This is a genomic window from Streptomyces sp. NPDC002817, from assembly GCF_053592055.1.
Window position 1 is genome coordinate 270,089 of the sequence record NZ_JBSFUY010000006.1, and the last position, 22,754, is coordinate 292,842.

General features: G+C 72.6%; 19 protein-coding genes. 9 read left to right on the forward strand and 10 right to left on the reverse strand.

Annotation, left to right across the window (positions count from 1 at the left end):
• The first annotated feature begins 144 nt into the window (after positions 1–144).
• Both xylA and ACWD3I_RS14730 read left to right on the forward strand, forming a co-directional pair.
• On the forward strand, positions 145–1,311 hold the full coding sequence (gene xylA / locus ACWD3I_RS14725) for a xylose isomerase (RefSeq protein WP_365396425.1): 1,167 nt from the start codon (positions 145–147) through the stop codon (positions 1,309–1,311).
• A gap of 150 nt (positions 1,312–1,461) precedes the next feature.
• Positions 1,462–2,301, forward strand: coding sequence for a hypothetical protein (locus tag ACWD3I_RS14730; RefSeq protein ID WP_365396422.1), 840 nt, complete (start codon positions 1,462–1,464; stop codon positions 2,299–2,301).
• Here ACWD3I_RS14730 and ACWD3I_RS14735 read toward each other — a convergent pair whose 3' ends face one another.
• Positions 2,302–3,642: an esterase-like activity of phytase family protein gene (locus ACWD3I_RS14735; protein WP_365396419.1), complete on the reverse strand. Its 1,341-nt coding sequence runs from the start codon at positions 3,640–3,642 to the stop codon at positions 2,302–2,304.
• Between the two features lie 125 nt (positions 3,643–3,767).
• Here ACWD3I_RS14735 and ACWD3I_RS14740 point away from each other — a divergent pair, with 125 nt between their 5' ends.
• A complete protein-coding gene (locus ACWD3I_RS14740; RefSeq protein WP_365396416.1) occupies positions 3,768–4,172 on the forward strand; it encodes an NUDIX hydrolase in 405 nt (134 codons plus the stop codon).
• On the opposite strand, the gene ACWD3I_RS14745 is transcribed toward ACWD3I_RS14740, so the two are convergent.
• Genes ACWD3I_RS14745 through ACWD3I_RS14755 form a run of 3 tightly spaced genes read right to left on the reverse strand, consistent with a single transcriptional unit; the run spans position 4,159 to position 8,801 of the window.
• Positions 4,159–4,710 carry a GNAT family N-acetyltransferase gene (locus tag ACWD3I_RS14745; protein ID WP_365396413.1) on the reverse strand — a complete coding sequence of 184 codons (552 nt, stop codon included), beginning with the start codon at positions 4,708–4,710 and terminating at the stop codon, positions 4,159–4,161. The genes ACWD3I_RS14740 and ACWD3I_RS14745 overlap by 14 nt on opposite strands.
• A gap of 6 nt (positions 4,711–4,716) precedes the next feature.
• Positions 4,717–5,949: an SWIM zinc finger family protein gene (locus tag ACWD3I_RS14750; protein ID WP_365396410.1), complete on the reverse strand. Its 1,233-nt coding sequence runs from the start codon at positions 5,947–5,949 to the stop codon at positions 4,717–4,719.
• Positions 5,946–8,801: a DEAD/DEAH box helicase gene (locus ACWD3I_RS14755; protein WP_365396407.1), complete on the reverse strand. Its 2,856-nt coding sequence runs from the start codon at positions 8,799–8,801 to the stop codon at positions 5,946–5,948. Before ACWD3I_RS14755 ends, ACWD3I_RS14750 begins: the two co-directional genes overlap by 4 nt.
• Before the next feature lie 246 nt (positions 8,802–9,047).
• On the opposite strand from ACWD3I_RS14755, the gene ACWD3I_RS14760 reads away from it, so the two are divergent.
• On the forward strand, positions 9,048–9,230 hold the full coding sequence (locus ACWD3I_RS14760) for a hypothetical protein (protein ID WP_365396404.1): 183 nt from the start codon (positions 9,048–9,050) through the stop codon (positions 9,228–9,230).
• 11 nt (positions 9,231–9,241) lie between these two features.
• Here ACWD3I_RS14760 and ACWD3I_RS14765 read toward each other — a convergent pair whose 3' ends face one another.
• Positions 9,242–10,627: a tannase/feruloyl esterase family alpha/beta hydrolase gene (locus ACWD3I_RS14765; RefSeq protein ID WP_365396400.1), complete on the reverse strand. Its 1,386-nt coding sequence runs from the start codon at positions 10,625–10,627 to the stop codon at positions 9,242–9,244.
• Positions 10,628–10,860: 233 nt separating this feature from the next.
• On the opposite strand from ACWD3I_RS14765, the gene ACWD3I_RS14770 reads away from it, so the two are divergent.
• Positions 10,861–14,229 (forward strand): hypothetical protein, encoded by a 3,369-nt coding sequence (locus ACWD3I_RS14770; RefSeq protein WP_451084094.1) that lies wholly within the window; start codon positions 10,861–10,863, stop codon positions 14,227–14,229.
• Between the two features lie 38 nt (positions 14,230–14,267).
• On the opposite strand, the gene ACWD3I_RS14775 is transcribed toward ACWD3I_RS14770, so the two are convergent.
• Positions 14,268–15,092 (reverse strand): hypothetical protein, encoded by an 825-nt coding sequence (locus ACWD3I_RS14775; RefSeq protein ID WP_365413632.1) that lies wholly within the window; start codon positions 15,090–15,092, stop codon positions 14,268–14,270.
• 134 nt (positions 15,093–15,226) lie between these two features.
• The gene (locus ACWD3I_RS14780) at positions 15,227–15,523 is read right to left on the reverse strand and encodes a hypothetical protein (protein ID WP_365413630.1); all 297 of its coding nucleotides are present in this window, start codon (positions 15,521–15,523) and stop codon (positions 15,227–15,229) included.
• Between the two features lie 426 nt (positions 15,524–15,949).
• On the opposite strand from ACWD3I_RS14780, the gene ACWD3I_RS14785 reads away from it, so the two are divergent.
• Complete coding sequence (locus ACWD3I_RS14785) at positions 15,950–17,305, forward strand: NAD(P)/FAD-dependent oxidoreductase (RefSeq protein WP_365413634.1); 1,356 nt, start codon at positions 15,950–15,952, stop codon at positions 17,303–17,305.
• Between the two features lie 3 nt (positions 17,306–17,308).
• Here ACWD3I_RS14785 and ACWD3I_RS14790 read toward each other — a convergent pair whose 3' ends face one another.
• Positions 17,309–17,986, reverse strand: a complete 678-nt coding sequence (locus tag ACWD3I_RS14790; protein ID WP_451084095.1) for a class I SAM-dependent methyltransferase — start codon at positions 17,984–17,986, stop codon at positions 17,309–17,311.
• Between the two features lie 113 nt (positions 17,987–18,099).
• Between ACWD3I_RS14790 and pgm the strand changes: the two genes are divergently transcribed.
• Positions 18,100–19,740 carry a phosphoglucomutase (alpha-D-glucose-1,6-bisphosphate-dependent) gene (pgm, locus tag ACWD3I_RS14795; protein ID WP_365413626.1) on the forward strand — a complete coding sequence of 547 codons (1,641 nt, stop codon included), beginning with the start codon at positions 18,100–18,102 and terminating at the stop codon, positions 19,738–19,740.
• Between the two features lie 26 nt (positions 19,741–19,766).
• On the opposite strand, the gene ACWD3I_RS14800 is transcribed toward pgm, so the two are convergent.
• Positions 19,767–20,291 carry a PadR family transcriptional regulator gene (locus ACWD3I_RS14800; RefSeq protein ID WP_365413624.1) on the reverse strand — a complete coding sequence of 175 codons (525 nt, stop codon included), beginning with the start codon at positions 20,289–20,291 and terminating at the stop codon, positions 19,767–19,769.
• Between the two features lie 146 nt (positions 20,292–20,437).
• On the opposite strand from ACWD3I_RS14800, the gene ACWD3I_RS14805 reads away from it, so the two are divergent.
• A complete protein-coding gene (locus ACWD3I_RS14805) occupies positions 20,438–21,193 on the forward strand; it encodes an alpha/beta fold hydrolase (protein ID WP_365413622.1) in 756 nt (251 codons plus the stop codon).
• 17 nt (positions 21,194–21,210) lie between these two features.
• Here the strand turns inward: ACWD3I_RS14805 and ACWD3I_RS14810 are convergent, their stop codons facing one another.
• The gene (locus ACWD3I_RS14810; protein WP_451084096.1) at positions 21,211–21,810 is read right to left on the reverse strand and encodes a class I SAM-dependent methyltransferase; all 600 of its coding nucleotides are present in this window, start codon (positions 21,808–21,810) and stop codon (positions 21,211–21,213) included.
• A gap of 152 nt (positions 21,811–21,962) precedes the next feature.
• Here ACWD3I_RS14810 and ACWD3I_RS14815 point away from each other — a divergent pair, with 152 nt between their 5' ends.
• Positions 21,963–22,736, forward strand: coding sequence for an MHYT domain-containing protein (locus tag ACWD3I_RS14815; protein WP_365405696.1), 774 nt, complete (start codon positions 21,963–21,965; stop codon positions 22,734–22,736).
• Positions 22,737–22,754: the final 18 nt, after the last annotated feature.

The following is a 22,754-nucleotide window of genomic DNA, read 5'->3' on the forward strand; positions in this document are numbered from 1 at the left end:
GGCTCTCCCTTTTGCGTGCTCAAGCGGCTCGTGTCTCCGTCCGAAGACCGTCGGAGACATCTTGTCTCTTCCCAGAGACGCGATCGCATACTAATTTGTAAACGGCCATGACGAAATAGTCGCAAGCGAGCAAGGAGCCGCGACATGAACTACCAGCCCACCCCCGAGGACAGGTTCACCTTCGGCCTGTGGACCGTCGGCTGGCAGGGAAGGGACCCGTTCGGCGACGCCACGCGGCGTGCCCTGGACCCTGTCGAGACCGTGCGGCGCCTGGCCGAGCTCGGCGCGCACGGTGTGACCTTCCATGACGACGACCTGATCCCCTTCGGGTCCTCGGACACCGAGCGCGAGGGCCACATCAAGCGCTTCCGGGAGGCCCTCGACGCGACCGGCATGAAGGTGCCGATGGCCACCACCAACCTCTTCACGCACCCCGTCTTCAAGGACGGCGCGTTCACGGCGAACGACCGTGACGTGCGCCGCTACGCCCTGCGCAAGACGATCCGCAACATCGACCTGGCGGTCGAGCTCGGCGCCGAGACCTACGTCGCCTGGGGCGGCCGTGAGGGTGCGGAGTCCGGTGCCGCCAAGGACGTACGCGTGGCCCTGGACCGCATGAAGGAGGGCTTCGACCTCCTCGGCGAGTACGTGACCGAGCAGGGTTACGACCTGAAGTTCGCGATCGAGCCCAAGCCGAACGAGCCGCGCGGCGACATCCTGCTCCCGACGGTCGGGCACGCCCTGGCGTTCATCGAGCGCCTGGAGCGCCCGGAGCTGTACGGCGTCAACCCGGAGGTCGGCCACGAGCAGATGGCCGGGCTGAACTTCCCGCACGGCATCGCGCAGGCCCTGTGGGCGGGCAAGCTCTTCCACATCGACCTCAACGGCCAGTCCGGCATCAAGTACGACCAGGACCTGCGCTTCGGCGCGGGCGACCTGCGGTCCGCCTTCTGGCTGGTCGACCTGCTGGAGACCGCCGGTTACGCGGGTCCGAAGCACTTCGACTTCAAGCCGCCGCGGACCGAGGACTTCGACGGTGTCTGGGCGTCGGCCGCGGGCTGCATGCGCAACTACCTCATCCTCAAGGAGCGTGCGGCCGCCTTCCGTGCCGACCCGCAGGTCCAGGAGGCGCTGCGGGCCGCGCGTCTGGACGAGCTGGCGCAGCCCACGGCGGCGGACGGCCTGAAGTCGCTGCTCGCGGACCGTACGGCCTTCGAGGAGTTCGACGTGGAGGCCGCCGCCGCGCGCGGTATGGCCTTCGAGCAGCTCGACCAGCTGGCGATGGACCACCTGCTGGGCGCCCGCGGCTGAACGCACGCGCGCGTGCGTGTGTGATTCGGTCTCCGCGGTTGACCGTCCCCCGTGCGGAATGCTCCGGAACGATGCCATCCATGGCATGAGTCGGTATCAACTTCCGTACGGGGGTCGCGCCGTGTCCCGCGCACGGCGACCCTGGACGGTATGGCCATGCCGCCCGTACCGCCTCAGCCGCCCGGGCCGCCGGACGACACGCCGCCCTACGGCGGCGGCTTCGGCCCTCCTCCTGAAGGCTTCGGCTCCTCGGGAGGGGGCTACGGGCCCCCGGGCGGGTACGGCCCGCCTCCCGGAGGCAACGGACCGCCCTCGTACGGGGGATGGGACCCGCCTCCTCCGCCGGAACCGCCCGGTGGCCCGGGCCGGGGCCGCAATCCGCTGTTCGTCCTGCTCACCGTGCTCGTGGTCGGTGCCGCCGTCGCAGCGGTCGTGCTGATGGCGTCGGGCAACGACGACGACTCGCCGGGCGACAAGCCCAGCGCGAGCAGTTCGCCCCGCCCCACACTGAGCCTGCCGACCGGACTGCCCAGCGAGCTCCCGACGAAGCTGCCGACCCGACTGCCCTCACAGTTCCCCACCGACCTGCCGAGCGAGTTCCCGAGCGGCCTCGAATCGCTGATCCCGTCCTTCGCGTCCGACGAAGTGCCCTACTACATGCTGCGGACCGGCGACTGCTTCGACACCGACGGCGACCGGCCCGGGCAGGCGGCCAAACGCCCCTGCGGGAAACCGCACGACGCCGAGGTCGTGAAGATCGCGGAACTCGAGGGCGACTACACGACCGACGCGGCCCTGAAGAAGGCCGCGTCGGACCTGTGCGAGCGGACCCTCGACAGCAAGGCGGCGGACCAGCCCGGCGGAACCGTGCGCGGCGTCCTGGTGCAGTACCCGGACCCCGCCGGCTACCGGCTCGGCATCGACAACGTCGCCTGCAGCCTGGCAGCCGACACCCAGGGCACCCGCAAGCTCACCGCACCCCTGACGTGATCAGATGCCGCGTGGCAGCCGCACGTACGTCACCGTCGTCTCCACCCCGCTGTCGACCAGCCGGCCCTGAGCGTCGAACGCGCCGGTGCCGTCGGTCATCCCGAAGTCGTTGTCGTTGATCAGGGCGAGCGTGTCGCGGTCCACGCGCGCGACGCCCTCGATCTTCCCCGGCACCCCGTCGAGCGTGCCCAGGTCGACGACCAGGCGCTTGGCGAGCACCGGCACGCCCGAGGCGGCCGGATCGTCGAGCTGCTCCAGCGACGGGGACGTCGTGTCGTCGTCGTAGGGGCCGCCGAGGATGTTCGCCTTGCGGTCCAGGCGGACGAGCTGGAGCCGTGCCGCCTTGTCGGTGCGCTCCTCGACCAGCAGACGGTCGCCGCCCACCGCGACCACCGAGGAGATCTTCAGCTCGGAGGTGTCGTCCTCGCTCGGGTCGACGACGTCCACCGGGTCGAAGCGGTACGCGTACTCGGCGGTGACCGCCTGCTTCCTGGGCGAGAACCGCAGCAGACGGGTCGTCCGCGACGCCTCTCCGGCATCGGTGTCCGGCAGGGACAGCGGGCTCTGCACGGCCAGTACCAGGTCGCCGCCCGGCAGTCGGGCGAGCCCCTCGAAGCCGCGGTTGATCTTCCGGTGCAGCAGGACGGCGGGCAGCGCCTCCGCCACCGGATAGCCGGCGCCGGTGAGGTGCAGCCCCTCGGGGACGTAACGCGTCAGCACCTTCCCGCGCGCGGAGACATGGACCAGCGAGGGCCCGTACTCGTCGACGAGCCAGAAACTGCCGTCCGTGGCCCGCACGATGCCCTCGGTGTCCAGCCCGCTCGGGTTGTACGACAGAGGCGTCCTCGCGTCATAGGTGAACGGCGCCTCGTCGCGCCCCTCCTGGTTCGACAGCCCGGTGACCGGCTTGCCGGAGGAGGTGGTGATCGGGATCGCGTCCAGCACCTTCACCGTGCCGCCCGACACCTTGATCTTCACGATCGCCGGATCGAATCCGGGCACGGGGAACGTACGGCGCTTCGTGCCGTCGACCTTGATCTGGCCGTTCGGCCCGCGATCGGTGACGGTCCAGAACTCGCCCTTGCGGCCCGCCGGGTAGATGTCGCTGCCGATGCCGCCGAGGTCCACGCCCCGGTCGTCACCCACCGTGCCGGGCAGCAGCGTGTTGCTGAACGCGCCCAGCGGGATGTCCCCGAGGGCCGCCGTGCGGACGACATGCGGGTCGCCCGACGAGGCGCCCTGGGCCGGGGAAGCGGCCACGAGCGCGGCCAGCACGGCGAAGGGCACGCCCGCCGCGAGGGAACGGTGGACGCGGCGCCGGCCGGTGGCAGACGGGGACATCGGGCCTCCTGGGTGAACAAGTTCACTGACAGCGGCCAGATTTGGGCCCCGTGTCGAACGCGGTGCGACCGGCAGGTGAACGAAGTGTGGCAGGGGCTCGTCGAGCGTGGGTGAGGATGGGGCCCATGACACAAGAGGTGCTGGAAGTCGTGGCGGCCGCGTTCGTCCGCAAGGGGCGGCTCCTGGTGGTGAGCAAGCAGGCGGCTCCCGAGGTCTTCTATGTGCCTGGCGGCAAACCGGACCCGGGTGAGGCGCCCCTGGAGACCCTGTACCGCGAGCTGGACGAGGAGTTGGGGGTACGGCCCCTGGAACCGCGGTTCCTGGCCGATGTCGAGGCCGTGGCGGCCCTCGAAGGCGTGCCCATGCGGATGTCCCTCTACGGTGCCCGCCTCGCCCAGGTGCCCCGCCCCGCCGCCGAACTCGCCCATCTGCGCTGGATCACCGGGCACGAGGACGACATCCGGATCGCGCCGGCGGTCAGGGACCACGTCCTGCCGATGCTGTGGCAGGGCCGCCTCACGGAGTCGTAGCAGCCCCGGCGGGTGCCAGGAACACGACCACGTCCGTCTCCTGGCCTGGCAGCGGTTCGGGCTCCGTCCAGCCGGTACGCCGGTAGAACGCGAGCGTGTCGTGCGCCTGGTCCCAGGTCAGCAGCCATGCCCGGCCCCCGGGCACGGTGGCGGTGAGGGCCGACAGCAGCCGACGGCCCAGACCCGTGCCGCGGGCTCGCGACCGTACGCCCAACTCGTCGACCTCGAAGGCGCCGACCAGCAGCTCGTCGACCCGGTCGGCGCCGAGCCGTCGGGTCACCTTGCCGTACGCGCGGTCGCTGCGGAAGGGAGACGGCGTGGTCCAGCCCGTGACGAAGCCGTCCACGCCACCGCTGTCCGAGAGCGCCAGGACGGCACGGAAGCCGGGGCGGTGCGCGTCCGTCTCCAGACGCTCCCGGAACGCCGAGCGGGTCTCCTCGGCGTTCCGGTCGCCCCAGGGCGGGGCGGTGAAGATCTCGACGTACGCCTCGGTGAGCTCGTCCCCGACGGTGAGGATGTCATGGCCGAAGTGCCTCATGGCACGTCAATCTATCTCCAGGGCCTCCTGGGCCGCGGCCAGCGCGGTCGCGGGATCCTGGACGGCGCCCCCCGCGGGCACCCAGCGGCCCCGCTCCTTCCGGTACGGCCACCAGCGGCCGTCCCGTCCGAGGCGCAACTGGCTCGAAGAGCCCACCACCGTCCACCGGTTGCCTCTCGCCCGCAACGACGGCCGCTCCTCCTCGTCCCACGCCGAGTCGAGCGCGGCACGCGCGCGTGCGAGCGTTTCACCTCCGACCGTCCATTCCTCCTCGAGCACGTCCAGCGCGGCCACGCCTCCGTCCCGCCACGCGCGCATGGCCGGCGCCAACTCCTCCAGGGTGCGCCCCGAGCCCTCCGACAGCCGCTCCAGCACGGCCGTCCCGGGAGTGCCCGCCGCGAGGCGGACGGCGTCCTGGGCGACCGTCAACTCGTCGTCGAAGGCGTCGCGTTCGGCCAGCAGACGGTGTGCCTGTGCCGCGGTCCGGGCGGCCAGGAACTCCAGGGCGGCCGGATCGACACCGGAAGGGGCCGGCGTCTCGGTGTCCAGGGACGGCGGTACACCGGGCTCCTCGGGGAGTTCCGGCAGGGCGGGCAGCGGCGGAAGGATGTCCCCGGCCGCGTACGCCTCGGCGGCGTCCACGCCCTCCCGGAGGGCCGGCGCCTCATCGGGTACGGCGGTGCGGTCCTGGAGGGCGTCCAGCAGGGCGCGCTCACCGCGGCCCCGCATCAGCAGCAGGACGAAGGGGTCCTCGTCCAGCAGTCGCGCCACCTGGTAACAGAGCGCCGCCGTGTGCCCGCAGTGGTCCCAGGCGCCGCAGTCGCACTCCGGCTCCAGATCGCCCATCCCCGGCAGGAGTTCGACGCCCGCGGCCGCCGCGTCCTCGACCAGGTGCGGAGGCATGTCGCGGTCCAGGAGAGCCGCGACATGGCCGGCGCGCTCGACGGTCATGTCCAGGAAGCGGTCCCACTGGTCGTCGGACAGTTGCTCCAACAGCACATCGGCCCGGTGCGGGGTGCGGTCGCGATCCTGGACGACGGCCGTGATGCGCCCCGGCCGTACCGACACCGCGCCGACGGCTCCCGCGCGCGCGAGCCTTCGGCCGGTCTTCACCTGCGCGGTGTCGAGCGCGGCGTCCTCCAGCGCCTTCAACCAGGCCTGGCCCCACCAGCTCTGCGCGAAGCCCCTCCCGTGCGCGGGAGGCAACGCGGCGAACGTGCGCTCAGTGTCGTCACTCATCGTGTGCCCCCTCGCAGTTCGACCAGATCCGCCAGCTCCGCGTCCGTCAGTTCCGTGAGCGCCGCCTCCCCGGCGCCGAGCACCGCGTCGGCCAGCTCCCGCTTGCGGCTCAGCATGTCGGCGATGCGGTCCTCGATGGTGCCCTCCGCGATCAACCGGTGCACCTGCACCGGCCGGTTCTGCCCGATCCGGTACGCACGGTCGGTGGCCTGCGCCTCCACGGCCGGATTCCACCAGCGGTCGTAGTGCACGACATGCTCGGCCCGGGTGAGGTTCAGCCCCGTACCCGCCGCCTTCAACGACAGCAGGAACACCGGGACCTCACCGTCCTGGAAGCGCTGGACCATCGCCTCCCGCCGAGCGACGGGCGTGCCGCCGTGCAGGAACTGCGAGGGCACCCCGCGGGAGGCAAGGTGTCGCTCGATGAGACGGGCCATCTGCACGTACTGCGTGAAGACCAGCACGCTCGCCCCCTCGGACAGGATGGTGTCGAGCAACTCGTCCAGGAGTTCCAGCTTTCCGGACCGTCCGACGATCCTCGGCCGGTCCTCCTTGAGGTACTGCGCCGGGTGGTTGCAGATCTGCTTCAGCCCGGTCAGCAGCTTCACGATCAGCCCCCGCCGCGCCATGTTGTCGGCGCCGGAGATCTCCGCGAGCGTCTCGCGCACGACGGCCTCGTACAGACCCGCCTGCTCCTTGGTGAGCGACACTGCCCGGTCCGTCTCCGTCTTCGGCGGCAGCTCCGGAGCGATGCCCGGATCCGACTTGCGGCGGCGCAGCAGGAACGGGCGCACCAGCCGCGACAGCCGCTCGGCGGCCCTCGGGTCCCGGCCGCCCTCGATGGCCTGCGCGTACCGCGCGCGGAACGTGCCGAGGCGGCCCAGCAGGCCGGGAGTCGTCCAGTCGAGGATGGCCCACAGCTCCGACAGGTTGTTCTCCACCGGGGTGCCGGTGAGCGCCACGCGTGCGCGTGCGCCGATGGAACGCAGCTGCCGTGCCGTCGCCGAGTACGGGTTCTTGACGTGCTGTGCCTCGTCCGCCACGACCATGCCCCACGACACGTCGGCCAACCGGCCGGCGTCGAGCCGCATCGTGCCGTACGTGGTGAGCACGAACTCCCCGTCGGCCACGGCGTCCAGGTCCCGTCGTGGCCCGTGGAAGCGGCGCACGCGCGTGCCGGGAGCGAACTTCTCGATCTCGCGCTGCCAGTTGCCCATGAGGGAGGTCGGGCACACCACGAGCGTGGGACCGGCGGTGGAGGCGTCCGTCTGCCGGTGCAGATGCAGGGCGATGAGCGTGATCGTCTTGCCGAGTCCCATGTCGTCGGCGAGACAGCAGCCCAGCCCCAAGGAGGTCATCCGCACCAGCCAGTTGAGGCCGCGCCGCTGGTAGTCCCGCAGTGTGGCCGCGAGCTCCGCGGGCTGCTCGACCGGCTGTTGCGCCTCGGGGTCCGCGAGCCGTTCCCGCAGGGCCGCGAGCCATCCCGTGGGGTGGACCTCGACCCGGTGGCCGTCGATCTCCGTGGAGCCCGTGAGAGCGGCGCCGAGCGCGTCGACGGGGGTGATCTTGCGGTCCTGCTGGGCGCGGGCCCGGCGCACCTCGTGCGGGTCGATCAGGACCCACTGGTCGCGCAGTCGCACGACAGGGCGGTTCGACTCGGCCAGTCGGTCGAGCTCCTCGCGGGTGAGCTGCCGGTCGCCGAGTGCGAACCGCCAGTTGAAGGCCAGCAGCGCGTCGGCGGAGAGGAACGACGGGGTGTCCGAGGAGAGTCTGCCGGGCTCCGACGAGTCGTCCGGCGGACCGACCACCGCGCGGGCCGTCAGTTCGCGGGCGAGTTCCTTGGGCCAGTGCACGTCGACGCCGGCGACGGCGAGGGTCCGGGCGCCGGCCGAGAGGAGATCGACGACCTCGTCGTCGGCGAGTTCGAGCGCGTCCGGCACGGCCGCCGAGAGCAGGGGCGCGAGCGGCGGCCAGGCGCGGGCCGCGCGGCGCAGCGCGAGCAGGGCGTCCATCCGCGCACGAGGGCCGAACGCCCCGCCCTGCCCTGCCCACACCTCGGCGGCGTCCGCGACCAGTGCCGGATCGCTCACGTCGTGCACCTGCGGCACGGCCCGGAACGCCGGTGCGGCCTCGTCCTGCGCGGCGGTCGAGAGCCCGGGTACCTCGATCCGCAGCGACAGCCGTACGCCCGCGTCGTGGCCGGCGGCCACATCGGCCGCCCAGGCCCGGTGCCCGGGCACGTGCTGCGGTTCCCGCGCCGCGTAGGAGGCACCGCCGGTCACGAGCGACGCGGCGGGGGAGCGGGGCAGCGTGTCGGCGATCGCGTCGAGGAAGGCGCGCAGCAGCCGCTCGGGGTCGGGCAGCCGCAGCGGTGTGCCGCCGTCGAGCGGTACGGCGTGCGCCTCGGGAGGCATCGCCGCGGCCAGCGCCCGGACGCGCTCGATGTCCTCGGGGCGCAACGGACCCACGCGCCAGGCGTCGTGGTCGCCCTCGGACAGGCCGGGCAGCAGCAGTCCACGGGCCGCGAGCTGCAGGGCGTGCACGGCGGCCGTGCCCCAGAACACGGTCGCCCGATGGCCGTGGGTGGCGGCACGCGCACGCGTGAGGACGGGCAGGGCCGCCCGCACCGGCAGCAGCACGGCAGGCACGGTCACCGTCTCCACCCCGTCCTCGCCGGGCACGACGACGGTCAGGTCCTGGACGGACCCCGACGCGACGGCCGGCGGCGCGTCGCCATCGGGGTCCCAGAAGGCGACGGAACCGGTGCGGGCCGGGTCGCCGGGGACGAACACGGCACAGCAACGGGCCAGTTCAGAGATCTCGGACGGTGTTGCCGCGGGAATCCTCGGCACAGGAATGCGACACTCCTCAAACTTGACTACTCAGCGCGGAGTGGCCGAGGATACAGCACTTGCCCGGCCGGCCCGGAATGACCGGGCCGTGATGTGGGTCACCTCATGGCGGGGACGGGTATCCCTGTCTCAGGGACGCCTAGGGGTAGCGCCTCAGGGACGTCTCAGGGTCGAGGTGCGGAACCGTGGAGAGCGCGGGCCCGTTCTCAGGACAGAGAGCGGCAGTGGCCGCGAAGGAGGCGACACATGTCGAAGAACGCGAAGATCGCCGCAGGAGGTGTGGCGGTCGGCATCCTTCTGTTGTTCTGGCTGCCGTGGTGGGCCGCGCTCCTGATAGTCCTGGGAGTACCGGCCGCCGCGTACCTCACGCTGGACCCCTCGCAGCGGCGCCGGTTGCGCCGAGTCACACGCAAGGAGCTCGGTCGCTGAGACCCCTTGGGCTACCGGGCCGCCTCGGCCCGGTCGGCCAGGGTGCAGGAGTCGACCACGTCGCCGCTCGCGGGCCTGCTCACGGCATGGTCCGCGGGCGGCGGGGTGCCTCGCTCCACCCATGACACCAGCGCGTCGAAGGCCGACCGGTAGCAGGGCAGTATCGGCCGCAGCCGGTCCGGATAGGTGTCGTACAGGCCGTCGACATGGGTGCCGCCCTCGACCGTGTAGTAGCGGTGCAGCCGGCCCCTGCCGCTCGCGTCGATCATGCGCGCGTACACATCGGAGTCGGCGGCCGCGGGCAGCAGCGCGTCCAGGTCGCCGTGCAGGGTGATCAGCGGTCGGCCGATCCGTCCGGTCAGCGCCACCCGGGCCACGGCGCGATGGACGGACGCCGGGCGTGCGGCGTAGTCGTAGACCGCGTCGGTGGCACAGGGCGCCAGCACCTGCTCCGTGGTGGTCCCGGCGGTCGGGCCGGGGCAGGCCGGATCGTACGCCGGGTCGAACTCGGCGCGGTAGATCTTCTGCGTGACTCCCCAGTAGGCCTTCTCGTGGTACGGCCACAGGAACTCCGAGGCGCGCGGGAAGCCCACCGCGTACAGGTCCTCGTCCCGCGCCGAGCCGGTCGTACGGGCCACGGCCGTGGGCAGCGAGGTGAGCGGATTCGGGCCGTCCGCGGTCCACAGCGTGCCCTCCCAGTCCACGCCGCCGTCGTACAGCTCCGGATGGTTCTCCAGCTGCCGGCGCGTCAGATAACCGCCGTTGGAGATACCCGTCATGTACGTGCGCGTCGGCGCGTGCCCGTAACGCCGGGCCACCGCACGCTTGGCCGCGCGCGTGAGCTGGGTGGTGCGGGCGTTCCACTCGGCGACCGCGTCACCGGGGCGGGTGCCGTCGCGGTAGAAGTCGGCGCCGTTGTTCCCCTTGTCGGTCGCGGCGTAGGCGTAGCCCCGCGCGAGCACGTGGTCGGAGATCGCCGTGTCCGTGGCGTACTGCCTGCGCGTACCCGGTGCGCCGGTGACGACGAGTCCGCCGTTCCAGCGGTCCGGCAGCCTGATCACGAACTGGGCGTCGTGCTGCCATCCGTGGGTGGCGTTGAACCGGGAGGAGTCCGGGAAGTAGCCGTCGATCTGCACACCGGGAACCCCGGACGGGGTGCGGGTCGCCCTGGCCGTCAGCCCCGCCTGGTCGGCCATGTCGGTGTACGGGGTGCCGGCCAGCCCGGTCGTCGTCAGGTCCGTCAGGCACGCGCTCCGTTGGAAGGCCGCGCCCGGCACGTGGGCGCGGTCCTGTCGTGCGCAGTGACCATCTGCCGTGCCTGCGGCGGGAGTCGGCCAGGTGAGGGCCGTGGCCACCAGTGTGGCGGCGAGGAGCGGGATGCCTCGGGACAGGCGCATGAGGGCCTCCAGGACGGGTCGGGGAGTCGCGGGCTGCCTCATGGTGCGAGTGCGGCAGGGCGCCATCCATGGGTCGGGGCCACATGGAATGGGCTCGCCGTATGTGAAGTGCTGTGCGGAGGAAGGAGATCGGAGCGGCGCGAGAAATTCGTTTGCGCAGGTGATCGGCGGCACCCCACCATGGCCGACATGACTTCTGGAAAGGGGGCCCAGCGACTCCACGGTGAGCGCTGATGGCCGCACACGAGGCGTCCCCGACGCCGTCCCGACAGCCCCAGAACCCGCCGGCGCCCCTGACGCCCGCCTGGCTGAGGGCCCACTTCGACACCCTGCCCTTCCCGGCCCGTACGAGCGCCCTGGCGCGGTACGCCCGCACCCTCGCTCCGGGCGCCTACGAGACGCTCCACCACGTCCTCGACCACGGCGATCCCGCCGACCGGCACACTGCTCTGTTCCTCGCGGTGGTCCGCCGCGACCTGGAACGGGTGACGGAGGCTCTCGCGGACCCGCTGCTGGGACGCCGGGCCCGCTCGGCGGCCATCCGGCTGCCCGTACCCGAACAGGCCCTGGAACGCCTGGCCCTGGGCGACATCAGGGCCGTACGCCACGACACCTATCGACTGCTCAAGCTGAGCCGCCGCACGGCACTGGCGGCCAGGCTGCTGCCGCAGATCCACGAACGCCACGGCGGCCGGGAAGCCGCCGCACTCCTGCCCGCCTGCCCTCCCGAGACGGTGGCCGAATGGCTGCCCCGCGTCGCACCGGCACCCGGCGTCCTCAACTCCCTGGCCCGCACCGCCCCCTGCGCCGTCGCCGCACACGTGACGGCTCAATGCGCCCACCGGCCCCAGCACCTGACCCGCCAGTTCCGTGCCGTCGCGTCGCTCGCCGCCCGGCGTGACCCACGCGCGGCGCTCCTGTTGCTGGACCGGACACCGCTGCTGCTCACTCCCGCAGCCGTCCTCTCCGCCCTGAACCGGCCCGCCGAAGCGCTGGCCGTGCTGCGCACACCACCCCTCGGTCCCGGCGACCGCGCCCGTGAGCGCCTCGTTCCCGTAGGCCCGCTGCCGCCCTCGCTGCGCCGGAAGCTCCTCGCCCTGCCCGCCCGCGACCTGGTGGAACTCGCCGAGCACTGCCGCTGCACCGGACGCCGGCCCACGGCCCCGGGCCGCACCGACGTCACCCCGGACGGCCTGCTCGGTCTCCTCCCACCCGCCGAGCGGCGCCGCATCGTCGAGCAGCACACCAGCGCGACGCCACGGCCCGTCCCGGCGCTGGTGAACGCGCTGGCCGCACTCGAACCCGCCGACCGGGCAGATCTGGTCCGCCCCTCGGCGATGGGCGGCGAACGCCGCCCGTGGACCCTGGTCCGAGCGGCACAGGCCCTGCCGCTCGCGGAGGGTGAACCGTTGCTGAAGGCGCTCGCGGACAACCACCGCGCCCAACACCGCTCCCTGGCCTGGCCCGCCCTGCTGGTCTGCGCCGAACTCGAAGGCGACCCCGAACAGTTCGCACGTGTCGCCGCCGACTGCGAACGGGCCTGGCACGACCAGGACGCCGTGCGCCGTCCCGCGCTCGAACAACTCGCCGGCGCCGCCGGTCACTTGCTCGCCGCACTGCCCGAACGCGTCCTGCGTGACGCCGTCCTCACCACCGTCCAGGCACGCGACGCGACGGAAGGCACCGTCAGGGCCGCGCGACGGCTGCTCCACCGGGTCGTCGAGCGGGCGGCGGCGACCGGCCGACCGGACCGGGCAGCCTACGCGGCCGGACTGCTCGGCGAACTCGTCACGCGGCCGGAACAGACCGAGGCGCTGCCCCCGTTGCACGTCGGCGAGACGACCGCCCGGGCCATCTGGACGGCGATCGCACCGACGGCCCTGCGCCGGCCCGAGGTGGGCACCGCCCTCGCCGAACTCCTCGCGACACACCTCACCGCGCTGCCGGAACTCGACGCCGAGGCGTGGCGGCTCGCCGTCGAGTGCGACGATCCGCACCTCGCGACGCGTGCCGCGGCGGCATGGGTCCGGCCGCCGCGGCTGCGCGAACAACGCTGCGCCGAACTGATCGCCCTGGACCCGACCTTCGTCACCGTTCCCGTCGTCCTGCGGTGCGTCGCCACCCGCCGCACCGATCTGCTCGATCCCGTCCTGGCCGCCGCACGCGAGGGCCTCACGGGCCGGCTGCGGACCCGCCGTACCGCTTGGACACCGCACCTCGCGCCCGGCGTCGCCGGAAGGTGGCTGCCTGCCCAGCGGGACGCCTGGGAAGAGCACCACGCGCGCGTGGTGCTCGACGAATCGGCTCCGCTGCGGGTGCGGACCGATGCGGCGCGGCTGCTGAGGGACCCCGAACGTCTGACGGCGCTCGCGCAGGACGCCCCACAGCCGGTGGCAGCGGCGGCACTCGCGGCCCTCGGCGACGTCCCTGATCGCGATTCCGTGGCCCTCCTGCTGAGGCACGCGGGAACCGGGGGCGTGCGCGGCCGTGCCGCGATGGCCTCGGTGCGGCGGCTGATCGCACGGCTGCCGGACGAGGACGCGGTACCCCTGCTGGCACCTGTGGCCTGCGCCGCGGACAGCCCGGTGGGTGCCCGCAAGGAAGCCGTACGGGCGCTGGCCGACCTCCCGCGGCAGGACGCCTTCCAAGCCCTCCTGGCGGCCTGGGACGTGCCGGGCCGGCATCGGGACGTGCGCGCCGTCCTCGCCCGCGTCCTGCTGCCGGCGATCGACCACCGGGACGTGGCCGACCGGCTGGCGGGGGCCGTCCATGAGACCGCCGTACGCGACGAGGTCGTGCACGCGCGCGTGGGCCTCGGGCTCACGGTTCCGAGGGAGGCGTACGCCGCCTTCCTCGTGCGGCTGGTGGAGACGGGCGACGAGGACACCGTGGTCGCCGCGTGTCAGGCGCTTCCGACGTGGCTGGTGCCCGGCGGCGCCGACGGTGCCCATGTGCTCGCGGACGCCCTCGCGGACCCGACCCGCCCGCGCAAGGTGTGGGACGCGGCCGCGCGCCAACTCGTCCGGCTGCCGCCCGGTCCGATGACCGAGTCGGCGTTCCGAGGCGCCTTCGGCGCCCTGGCCGCACGAGCCGTGGACCCGTGCACGCGTGCCGACGCGCTGCGGCGCCTGCACGCGTGCGCCGAGTACTCGGATCCAGGAGGCAGCGAGGAGCCGTCGGCCGTGCTGGACGCGCTCGCCGACACGCTGGAGGCCGTGGGACTCCACGCCGACGCCGCGCGCGTGAGCTGGGACAGCGCCATGGTGCTCGTACGCAACGGCGAACACGACGAACACCGGTGGGAGAGAGTCGCGCGGCAGTGCGAGGCGGGGGCGGGACGGATGCCGACGAGGCACTCCGTACCGGCCGATCTGCACCGGCCACGCGTGCGTGCCGCCCTGCTCGCCGCCGCACGGACCCTCCGTGCCCGGGGCTCCGCCGTGACCGGCCGCCTCGCGCTGGACCTCGTCCGGGCCGGTGGCCGGGCGGCGTCCTGGGACGCCCCCTGGCGCGCCGAACTCGACGCGCTCAGGGCCCACCAGGACGCGGACACCGTCGTGGACGCCCTGCTGGTGGACCCGGACGGCCGCGGCCGTCGATGACCCGGTTCAGCCGGGGTCGCGGCCGTCGATGACCCCGTTCAGCTGGGACGCACGGCCATCTTGTCGAGCGCCTCCAGCAGCCCCGGCAGCTCGGGGCCGCGGCCGACCGGCAGAACCTCGCCGGGCTCGTCGTCGAGCAGCACGAACGCGATGTCGTCGGTCCTGGCCACGAGCGACCAGCCGGGTCCGTCGGCGCGCAGGGTCCGGGCATCGCCCGACGCGAAGGACGACCGGACCCGGCCCAGGGGCGGCGGCGTGTCCACGTACCCGCGGGCCTCCGCGAGGACACGCCGGATGCCGCTGTGGCCCTTGGGCGCGTCCTCCTCGCCGTTCTCGGCGGACTCGATCGGTTCCGGCACCGGGAAGTCGGCGTCGTCGATCTGCTCGCGCCATGTGGCCCACTGGAGGGCGATCTCGTCGGCCCCCAGCCGGCGCTGAGCCGGTCCCCACGTGCTGGTGTCCGGCGGGGTCAGCGGAGGGCCGTCGACCTCCGGCGCGGGATCGTGCGGCGCGGGCACGTTCGGAGCCGCGACGGCGACGGCGAGAGGCCAGCCCGGCAGGGCGGCCACGACCGTGCGTTCGTCGGGCGACAGGTCGTACTCCATGCCGCAGTCCCAGGACGCGATGGCGACGGCGACCAGCGAGACGTCGTCGATGACGACCGTCCAGCGGGAGCCGTCGCCGTCCTGGCCGAGCACCAGGCCGTACCCGTCGGCGAGCGGCGCGAGACCGAGCGCCGCACAGGCCTCCGGATAGTCGTCGCCCAGCACGCTCGGGAACTTCGCCGGCGTCAACAGCACCGCCGTCAGCACATAGAGCGCGTCGTCCGCGGCGGCGACGGTGTCCTCGTCCGTCCCGGCCATCCCAGCCTCCCCATCGGTATGTCCAACGGCGCGCACCCTAGTGTGCGCGGAAGCCGCTTGTCACGACTCCCCAGCCCACCCGGAGCTGCTGTTTTCCGGCCGGACAGGGCGAATCGGCCTCTATGGACCGTCGATCAGGCCGCCGGAAGCCCCAGGAGGGCACGGGCCACGGTCTGCGGCGACTCGTCGCGCTCCCGCGCGAGCGCGATGACCGCCCGGCACGCCAGCTCGCTCACCCCGAACGACAACGCCTCCGGAGAGACCCAGCCGGCGGCCTCGTCGATCTGGTCCTGGTCGTCCTCGGCACAGGCCGAGACGTAGGCCGCCGCGGCCTCGAACAGGTTGTGTGTGCGTTTGTCCCGGCCGTTGTCCGTATCGGCGCGCACGGTGTTGAAGAATCTGGTGAAGGACTTGCGGACCCTGCCGAACATGCTGACCACCTTCCCCCTGCGTGGTTGGCTGACCGATCGTTCACGTCCCCCTACTGAACGTAGGGTTGGAGCTCCGGCGGCAGAAGGGGGCGGCGCGGTGAAGGCGCCGCCGAATGTCGGCGATCCGTCCCGGAAGGCGTAGCCGTGTCGTCCCGCCACACGGTGACCGGCAGTCGGGGGACGGGAGCGAGCGGGTCCTGAGGCGGACCCTCGTTCCCCATGCGTCTCCCTCGTGTGAGCAGGCATTCACAGGTTGGCGGGTTCGGGATGTGCCGAAGAGCCGGAACACGGTCAACCCACCTTGCGACGAAGGATACTTGTGCCTTCTCACTGCATGGCGACCAAGGGAGCGGATCGGTGAACTCTGTCGTAGGAACGGGCCGAGGGAGCGAGGGCGGCGGTCGGGGCGAGCGGCATGCGGTCGTCGTGGGCGGCAGCATCGCGGGGCTCCTCGCGGCGCACGTCCTGGCCGGGCACTGCGACCGGGTGACCGTCATCGAGCGTGACCGGTTCCCGGAGGCCACCGGGTCACGGCCCGGCGTACCCCAGGGCCGGCATCCCCATGTCCTGCTGGAGGGCGGGCAGAAGGCCCTCGAGTCGCTGCTGCCGGGCTTTCTGACGGAACTGGAGGAGGCGGGGGCGCCGCGGGTGGGGATGCCGTCGGACATGGTGCTGTGGCAGAACGGCCGCTGGCTTCGCCGGTGGCCCGCGTCGACGCACATATACACCGGCTCCCGCGCGCAGCTGGAGGAGCTGATACGGCGGCGGGTTCTCGCCAATCCGGTGATCGGCGTGATGGAGGGGGCCGAGACCGTCGGGCTTCTCGGTGACGCCTCACGTGTACGGGGCGTACTCCTGCGGGAACGTTCCGGCGACGTCGGCGCGGAACCCCGGGCCCTGGAGGCCGACGTGGTCGTCGACGCCTTCGGCAGCGGCACCAAGGCGTCGCAGTGGCTCGCGGCGATCGGCGCCGAGACCGCGCACGAGGAGACGATCGACACCGGGCTCGCCTACGCCTCGCGCGTGTACCGCGGACGGAAGGGCACCCTCGACGGCGAGACCCTCGGCCACTACGTCTATCCCGGGCTCGACCAGGTCAACGGCGGCGGTGCGCTCCCCCTGGAGGACGGCAGCCATCTGGTCATCGTCTCGGGACTGCGCGGCGACGAACCGCCCACGGGCGACGACGAGTTCGAGACGTACACCAAGCGACTGTCGCATCCGCTCCTGGACCGCTGGCTGGACGAGGCCGAACCGCTCTCGCCGGCGTTCGGCTACCGCCGGACCGCGAACATCCGGCGCCGCTACGACCTGCCCGGCCGCCGCCCGGCCGGATTCCTCGCCACCGGCGACGCCCTGTGCACCTTCAACCCGATCTACGGGCAGGGCATGGCCATCGCCGCGATGAGCGCGGTCGCCCTGCGCGACACGCTCGCCGACCGGCGCCGCACCCCCACCACGCGTCGCGTGCAGCGGGCGCTGCTCGCGGCATCGCGGCAGGCGTGGGACATCTCGGCCGGAGCGGACCGCGGGATGCCGGGCGCGGTCGGCACCGCGGTCGCGGCCGGCCCCGCGGACCGCGTCGCGGGGTGGTACCTGCGCCGGGTCACGGAACGGTCGCCCGGCGACCCCGTCGTGGGGCGCGCCTTCCGTGCCGTGCTGGTCCTCGCCGAGCCCGTCACCGCCCTGTTCGCCCCCTCCGTCGCCCGGGCCGTCCTCTTCAGCCGGCCCGGGCCTACGCCCGCCGAGCCGCCGGCGACACCGGAGGAACAAGGGCACTGAGCGTCAGAGCCCGGTCTCGTCGCGGCGGCAGTACAGGAAGAGATGGGGCTCGGGCCCCGCGCTGGGGTGGTCCGGGGTGAAGGTGAGGCTGTGCCGGGACAGCACCGTCAGCCCGGCCGCCTCCACCATGGCGATCACGTCGTCCTCGGCGAAGCTCGTCGCGCGGACCGGCCGGCCCATGAAGACCACCTCGAGGTCCTCCACGTCCGCGGGCACGGTGGCCAGCACCAGATGCCCACCGGGCCTCAGGGCCAGGGTCAGGCGCCGCACCAGGGCCGACTGCTGGGCGCGGGTCATCTGCAACAGCGAGAAGAACACGCACACGCCGTCCAACGAGTCCGTGTCGAGCGGGAGATCCCGGATGTCGGCACTGCGGAACTCGGCCTCGGGGACCTGACGGGCGGCGAGTTCCACCATGACGGGGGAGAGGTCGACGCCCACCACCGAGTGCCCCGCCCCGACCAGCGCCGCCGCGGTGGGCCGCCCGGTGCCGCTGCCCACGTCCAGCGTCCGCGCGGCGGGCGGCAGCCGCTCGATCAGCCACTCCAGCGCGGACAGGTGCGCGGGGGCATGGGCGAAGGCCTTCTCGTAGTCGGCGCCCAGTGCGTCGAACAGCACGGCGGCGGGCGGCCGTTGGTCCTCGTGCGTCACGTCGGTGTCCCTTCGCTCGCCGACCCGCATCGTCGCATCCGTCGTACGCGTGCCACAACGGTCGCCCGGTGCGCGTCCCGGCAGACCGGACAGGGGAGAATGGGGCCGTACCCCACGGTCGACTCTTGCGGAGGAGCGGGCATATGCAGGACGCGCGAGCGGGACAGGTCGCCGGGCCCGAGGACCTCATCGATGTGGCCCGCCTGGTCACGGCGTACTACGCGCTGCACCCGGACCCGGCCGAGCCCGGGCAACGAGTGGCGTTCGGTACCTCCGGACATCGCGGCTCGTCGCTCGCGGCGGCCTTCAACGAGGACCACATCGCCGCCACCAGCCAGGCCATCTGCGAGTACCGCGCCGCCCGGCGCACCGACGGCCCGCTCTTCCTCGGCGCCGACACCCACGCCCTGTCCGAGCCCGCGCGGATCACGGCGCTGGAGGTGTTCGCCGCCAACGACGTGGCCGTCCTGATCGACCAGGCCGACGGCTACACACCCACACCGGCGGTCTCGCACGCCATCCTCGCCCACAACCGGAACCGCACCTCCGGCTTCGCCGACGGCGTGGTGGTCACCCCCTCGCACAACCCGCCCGCCGACGGCGGCTTCAAGTACAACCCGCCGAACGGTGGCCCCGCCGGGTCCGAGGCGACCTCCTGGATCCAGGACCGCGCCAACGAGATCATCACCGGCGGTCTGAAGGACGTACGGCGCATCCCCTACGCCCGTGCCCTGGCCGCACCCGGCACCGGCCGCCACGACTTCCTCGGCACCTACGTGGCCGACCTGCCGAACGTGCTGGACCTGGACGCGATCCGGGCCGCCGGCGTGCGGATCGGCGCCGACCCGCTGGGCGGCGCGTCGGTCGCCTACTGGGGCCGGATCGCCGAACAGCACCGGCTCGACCTGACGGTGGTCAACCCGCTCACCGACCCCACCTGGCGCTTCATGACGCTCGACTGGGACGGCAAGATCCGCATGGACTGCTCCTCGCCGTACGCCATGGCCTCGCTCATCGAGCAGCGCGACCGGTTCGACATCGCCACCGGCAACGACGCCGACGCCGACCGGCACGGCATCGTCACGCCGGACGGGGGCCTCATGAACCCCAACCACTATCTGGCGGTGGCGATCTCGTATCTGTTCTCGCACCGGGAGCAGTGGCCCGCGGGCGCCGGAATCGGCAAGACCCTGGTGTCGTCCAGCATGATCGACCGCGTCGCGGCGGACGTCGGCCGGCCGCTGGTCGAGGTCCCGGTCGGCTTCAAGTGGTTCGTGGACGGCCTGTCGGACGGCTCGCTCGGCTTCGGCGGCGAGGAGTCGGCCGGCGCGTCCTTCCTGCGCCGGGACGGCTCGGTGTGGACCACCGACAAGGACGGCATCATCCTGGCCCTGCTCGCCTCCGAGATCACGGCGGTCACGGGCAGGACCCCGTCGCAGCACTACGCCGGTCTCACGGACCGCTTCGGCGCCCCCGCCTACGCGCGCGTGGACGCCCCGGCCTCCCGCGAGGAGAAGGCACTGCTGGCCAAGCTGTCGCCGCGCCAGGTCACCGCCGACACCCTCGCCGGCGAGCCGGTCACCACGGTGCTCACCGAGGCCCCCGGCAACGGCGCGGCCCTCGGCGGCATCAAGGTCGCCACCGCCAACGCCTGGTTCGCGGCCCGTCCTTCGGGCACGGAGGACGTCTACAAGATCTACGGGGAGTCCTTCCTCGGCGCGGACCATCTGCGGCAGGTCCAGGAGGAGGCCAGGTCCGTGGTGCTCGCGGCGCTGGGTGCGTGACGCGCACGACCGACGGTGAGGTGTCCTCAGCCGTCCAGTGAGGCGAGGGTGTCCCGCAGCCAGGTGAGTTCCGCCTGGGACGTGGCGCGCGCGATCGTCAGGATTCCGCGCCGGAAGGGATCGTCCAGTTCCTCGGCGCGCAGCGGCCGGTCACCCTCGTAGAAGAAGCTCGCGGGTTCCTCCAGGAACGCCAGCCTGCGCCGCAGTACGGCCGTCTGCGCCGCGGCGTCGTCCAGGTGCCGGAGGAACGCGAGCAGGGTGAACCAGCGGTTCTCGTCGGTGATGTCGCGCTGTACGGGCTCGGCGAGCCGGCGGCGCAGATCGTGTCGGCCGTCCTCGGTGAGCGTCAGGACGTGTCGTGGCGCGGCGACGGAACCGGGCTCGGTCGCGCGCTCCAGCAGCCCGGCCTTCTCCAGGCGTTTGATCGCCGGATAGAGCGTGCTCTCCGCGATGGGCTTCACGTGCCCGGTCAGCGCTGCGATGCGTTTGCGCAGCTCGTAGCCGTGCAGGGGGGCGTCGTACAGGAATCCGAGGATGGCGAGCTCCAGCATGCCCGCATTCTGCCGTACGTCCGGTGTACATCGCCCGATGAATACATCGTCTTACCTATACCTCGTCACCGATGTATTGTCGCGACGATGGTTCGCAGGGGCGGCTCGCGAGGACGCCGCCAAGGGCGCAGCTCAGGGAGGACGCGATGAAGCAGGCCGAGTTCGACGGCAAGGGAAGCTGTATCCGCTGGACGGAGGTGCCCGGCGAGGAACCCACGCGCGTGTACGTGCACGGACTGGGGTCGGTCTCGTCCGTGTACCACGCGCATATCGCGGCCCGGTCCGAACTCGCCGGCAGCCGAAGCCTGTTCGTGGACCTGCCCGGACACGGCATCAGCGACCGGCCCGAGCACTTCGGTTACACACTCGACGACCATGCCGGCGCCCTCGCGGCGGCGCTGGACGCGGCGGGTGTCACGGGCGCCGAGCTCATCGCGCACAGCATGGGCGGCGCCGTCGCCCTGGTGCTCGCCCACCGGCGCCCCGAACTGGTCTCCCGCCTGGTGCTCACGGAGGCCAACCTGGACGCGTTCCCGCCGCCCGCCGCGGGCAGCAGCGGCATCGCCTCCCACGAGGAGGAGGCCTTCGTCGAGGGTGGTCACGCGCGCGTGCTGGAACAGGTCGGACCCCTGTGGGCGGCGACCATGCGACTGGCCGACCCGCGCGCCCTGCACCGGACGGCCGTCGGGCTGAGGCGCGGATCCGACCCTGTCATGCGCACCATCCTCGAAGACCTCACCGTGGAGCGCGTGTATCTGCAGGGCGAGTTGAGCGGTGAACTCGAGGGCAGGGGCGATCTGGAGGCCGCGGGGGTGCGCGTGGTGACCGTGCCCGGCGCGGGTCACAACGTCATGTTCGACAACCCCGACGCCTTCGTGGCGGAGGTCGCCGGGCGGGGCTGAAGACGCGGTGCCGAGGGTCAGTCGTTCCGCACGGCCAGTGCCAGGAACCGGGTGTCCTCGTCGGCGTACGACGTCATCCGCCACCCGGAACCGGTCAGCAGAGGCCGGAGGTTGGGCTCTGCGCGCAGGTCGTCCGGCGTGATCTGCCGGCCCTGTCGTGCCGCGAGCGCGGCCCTGCCGATCGGGTGGAAGAGCGCCAGCGTGCCGCCCGGACGCACCACGCGCGCCAACTCCCGCAGGTTCTCGGCCGGATCGGGCAGATGGGAGATCAGCCCCGCCCCGAACACCGCGTCGAGCGACTCCGCACGCAGCGGCAGCGCGGCCACGTCGGCCAGCAGCAACTGCCCGTCCCGGTCCCGTCCGGCCCGTACGGCGGCCTGGAGCATGGCCGGGGTCAGATCGGCCCCGAGGACCACTCCCGAGGCTCCCACGGCCGCACGCAGGGGCGGCAGAGCGCGCCCGGTGCCGCAGCCGGCGTCGAGCACGCGATCCCCCTCGCGCAGCCCGAGGTCGGCGACCGCGGCGGCGTAGGCGGGGCCGTCGTCGGGAAAGCGGGCATCCCAGTCGGCGGCTCGGGCGCCGAAGAACTCCTGGACATGTGTGTGGTCGTCGCTCATGTTCCGCATGATCTCTCACCGACAAGGATGATGCTCCTGCGCACACGTTCGAGCGCGCCGCGATCGTTCAGGTGCATCTCTGCGTCATATTCCAACACCTTTCGAACTGCGCCCCCTTTGTGCGCCCATGCCCCGACTAGCGTCCCGGAGCCATGGGACACCTGGACCACGCCGCACTCGGCTGGCTGACCCCCGTGCTGTCGTACGTGATGGCCTGCATCGGCGCCGCACTCGGGCTGCGCTGCACCGTCCGCGCGCTCGGCGCCACGGGGCGTTCACGCCGCAACTGGCTCATCACCGCCGCCTCCGCGATCGGAACCGGCATCTGGACCATGCACTTCGTGGCCATGCTCGGCTTCAGCGTCAGCGGCACCGACATCCGCTACGACGTGCCGCTCACCATCGTGAGCCTGCTCGTCGCCATGATCGTCGTCTGTGCCGGCGTCTTCGCCGTCGGCTACAGCAAGGACCGCGGGCGGGCGCTCTTCCTGGGCGGGCTCACCACCGGACTCGGCGTGGCGAGCATGCACTACCTGGGCATGGCCGCCGTCCGTCTGCACGGCGACGTGAAGTACGACCCGGCCCTCGTCGGACTGTCCGTGCTGATCGCCGTCGTCGCCGCGACGGCCGCCCTGTGGGCCGCGCTCAACATCAAGTCGCCCGTCGCCGTCACCGTCGCCTCGCTCATCATGGGAGCCGCGGTGAGCAGCATGCACTACACCGGGATGTTCTCGGTGAGCGTGCACGTCAGCCCCTCCGACGCGGCCCTGCCCGGGGCCACCGCGATGCAGTTCATCTTCCCCCTCGCCGTCGGCCTCGGCTCCTATCTCTTCCTGACCTCCGCCTTCGTCGCGCTGTCGCCGACGTCGGGGGAGCGCGAGGCGTCCGCCTCGGCCCAGCGGCCGGTCGAGAGCGTCGCCCGCTGACGGGCCGCCGGGCCCGCC

Coding starts and splice junctions, on each gene's coding strand:
- xylA (WP_365396425.1), top strand. CDS start 145: ATGAACTACCAGCCCACCCCCGAGGACAGGTTCACCTTCGGCCTGTGG.
- ACWD3I_RS14730 (WP_365396422.1), top strand. CDS start 1,462: ATGGCCATGCCGCCCGTACCGCCTCAGCCGCCCGGGCCGCCGGACGAC.
- ACWD3I_RS14735 (WP_365396419.1), bottom strand. CDS start 3,642: ATGTCCCCGTCTGCCACCGGCCGGCGCCGCGTCCACCGTTCCCTCGCG.
- ACWD3I_RS14740 (WP_365396416.1), top strand. CDS start 3,768: ATGACACAAGAGGTGCTGGAAGTCGTGGCGGCCGCGTTCGTCCGCAAG.
- ACWD3I_RS14745 (WP_365396413.1), bottom strand. CDS start 4,710: ATGAGGCACTTCGGCCATGACATCCTCACCGTCGGGGACGAGCTCACC.
- ACWD3I_RS14750 (WP_365396410.1), bottom strand. CDS start 5,949: ATGAGTGACGACACTGAGCGCACGTTCGCCGCGTTGCCTCCCGCGCAC.
- ACWD3I_RS14760 (WP_365396404.1), top strand. CDS start 9,048: ATGTCGAAGAACGCGAAGATCGCCGCAGGAGGTGTGGCGGTCGGCATC.
- ACWD3I_RS14765 (WP_365396400.1), bottom strand. CDS start 10,627: ATGCGCCTGTCCCGAGGCATCCCGCTCCTCGCCGCCACACTGGTGGCC.
- ACWD3I_RS14770 (WP_451084094.1), top strand. CDS start 10,861: ATGGCCGCACACGAGGCGTCCCCGACGCCGTCCCGACAGCCCCAGAAC.
- ACWD3I_RS14775 (WP_365413632.1), bottom strand. CDS start 15,092: ATGGCCGGGACGGACGAGGACACCGTCGCCGCCGCGGACGACGCGCTC.
- ACWD3I_RS14780 (WP_365413630.1), bottom strand. CDS start 15,523: ATGTTCGGCAGGGTCCGCAAGTCCTTCACCAGATTCTTCAACACCGTG.
- ACWD3I_RS14790 (WP_451084095.1), bottom strand. CDS start 17,986: ATGCGGGTCGGCGAGCGAAGGGACACCGACGTGACGCACGAGGACCAA.
- pgm (WP_365413626.1), top strand. CDS start 18,100: ATGCAGGACGCGCGAGCGGGACAGGTCGCCGGGCCCGAGGACCTCATC.
- ACWD3I_RS14800 (WP_365413624.1), bottom strand. CDS start 20,291: ATGCTGGAGCTCGCCATCCTCGGATTCCTGTACGACGCCCCCCTGCAC.
- ACWD3I_RS14805 (WP_365413622.1), top strand. CDS start 20,438: ATGAAGCAGGCCGAGTTCGACGGCAAGGGAAGCTGTATCCGCTGGACG.
- ACWD3I_RS14810 (WP_451084096.1), bottom strand. CDS start 21,810: ATGAGCGACGACCACACACATGTCCAGGAGTTCTTCGGCGCCCGAGCC.
- ACWD3I_RS14815 (WP_365405696.1), top strand. CDS start 21,963: ATGGGACACCTGGACCACGCCGCACTCGGCTGGCTGACCCCCGTGCTG.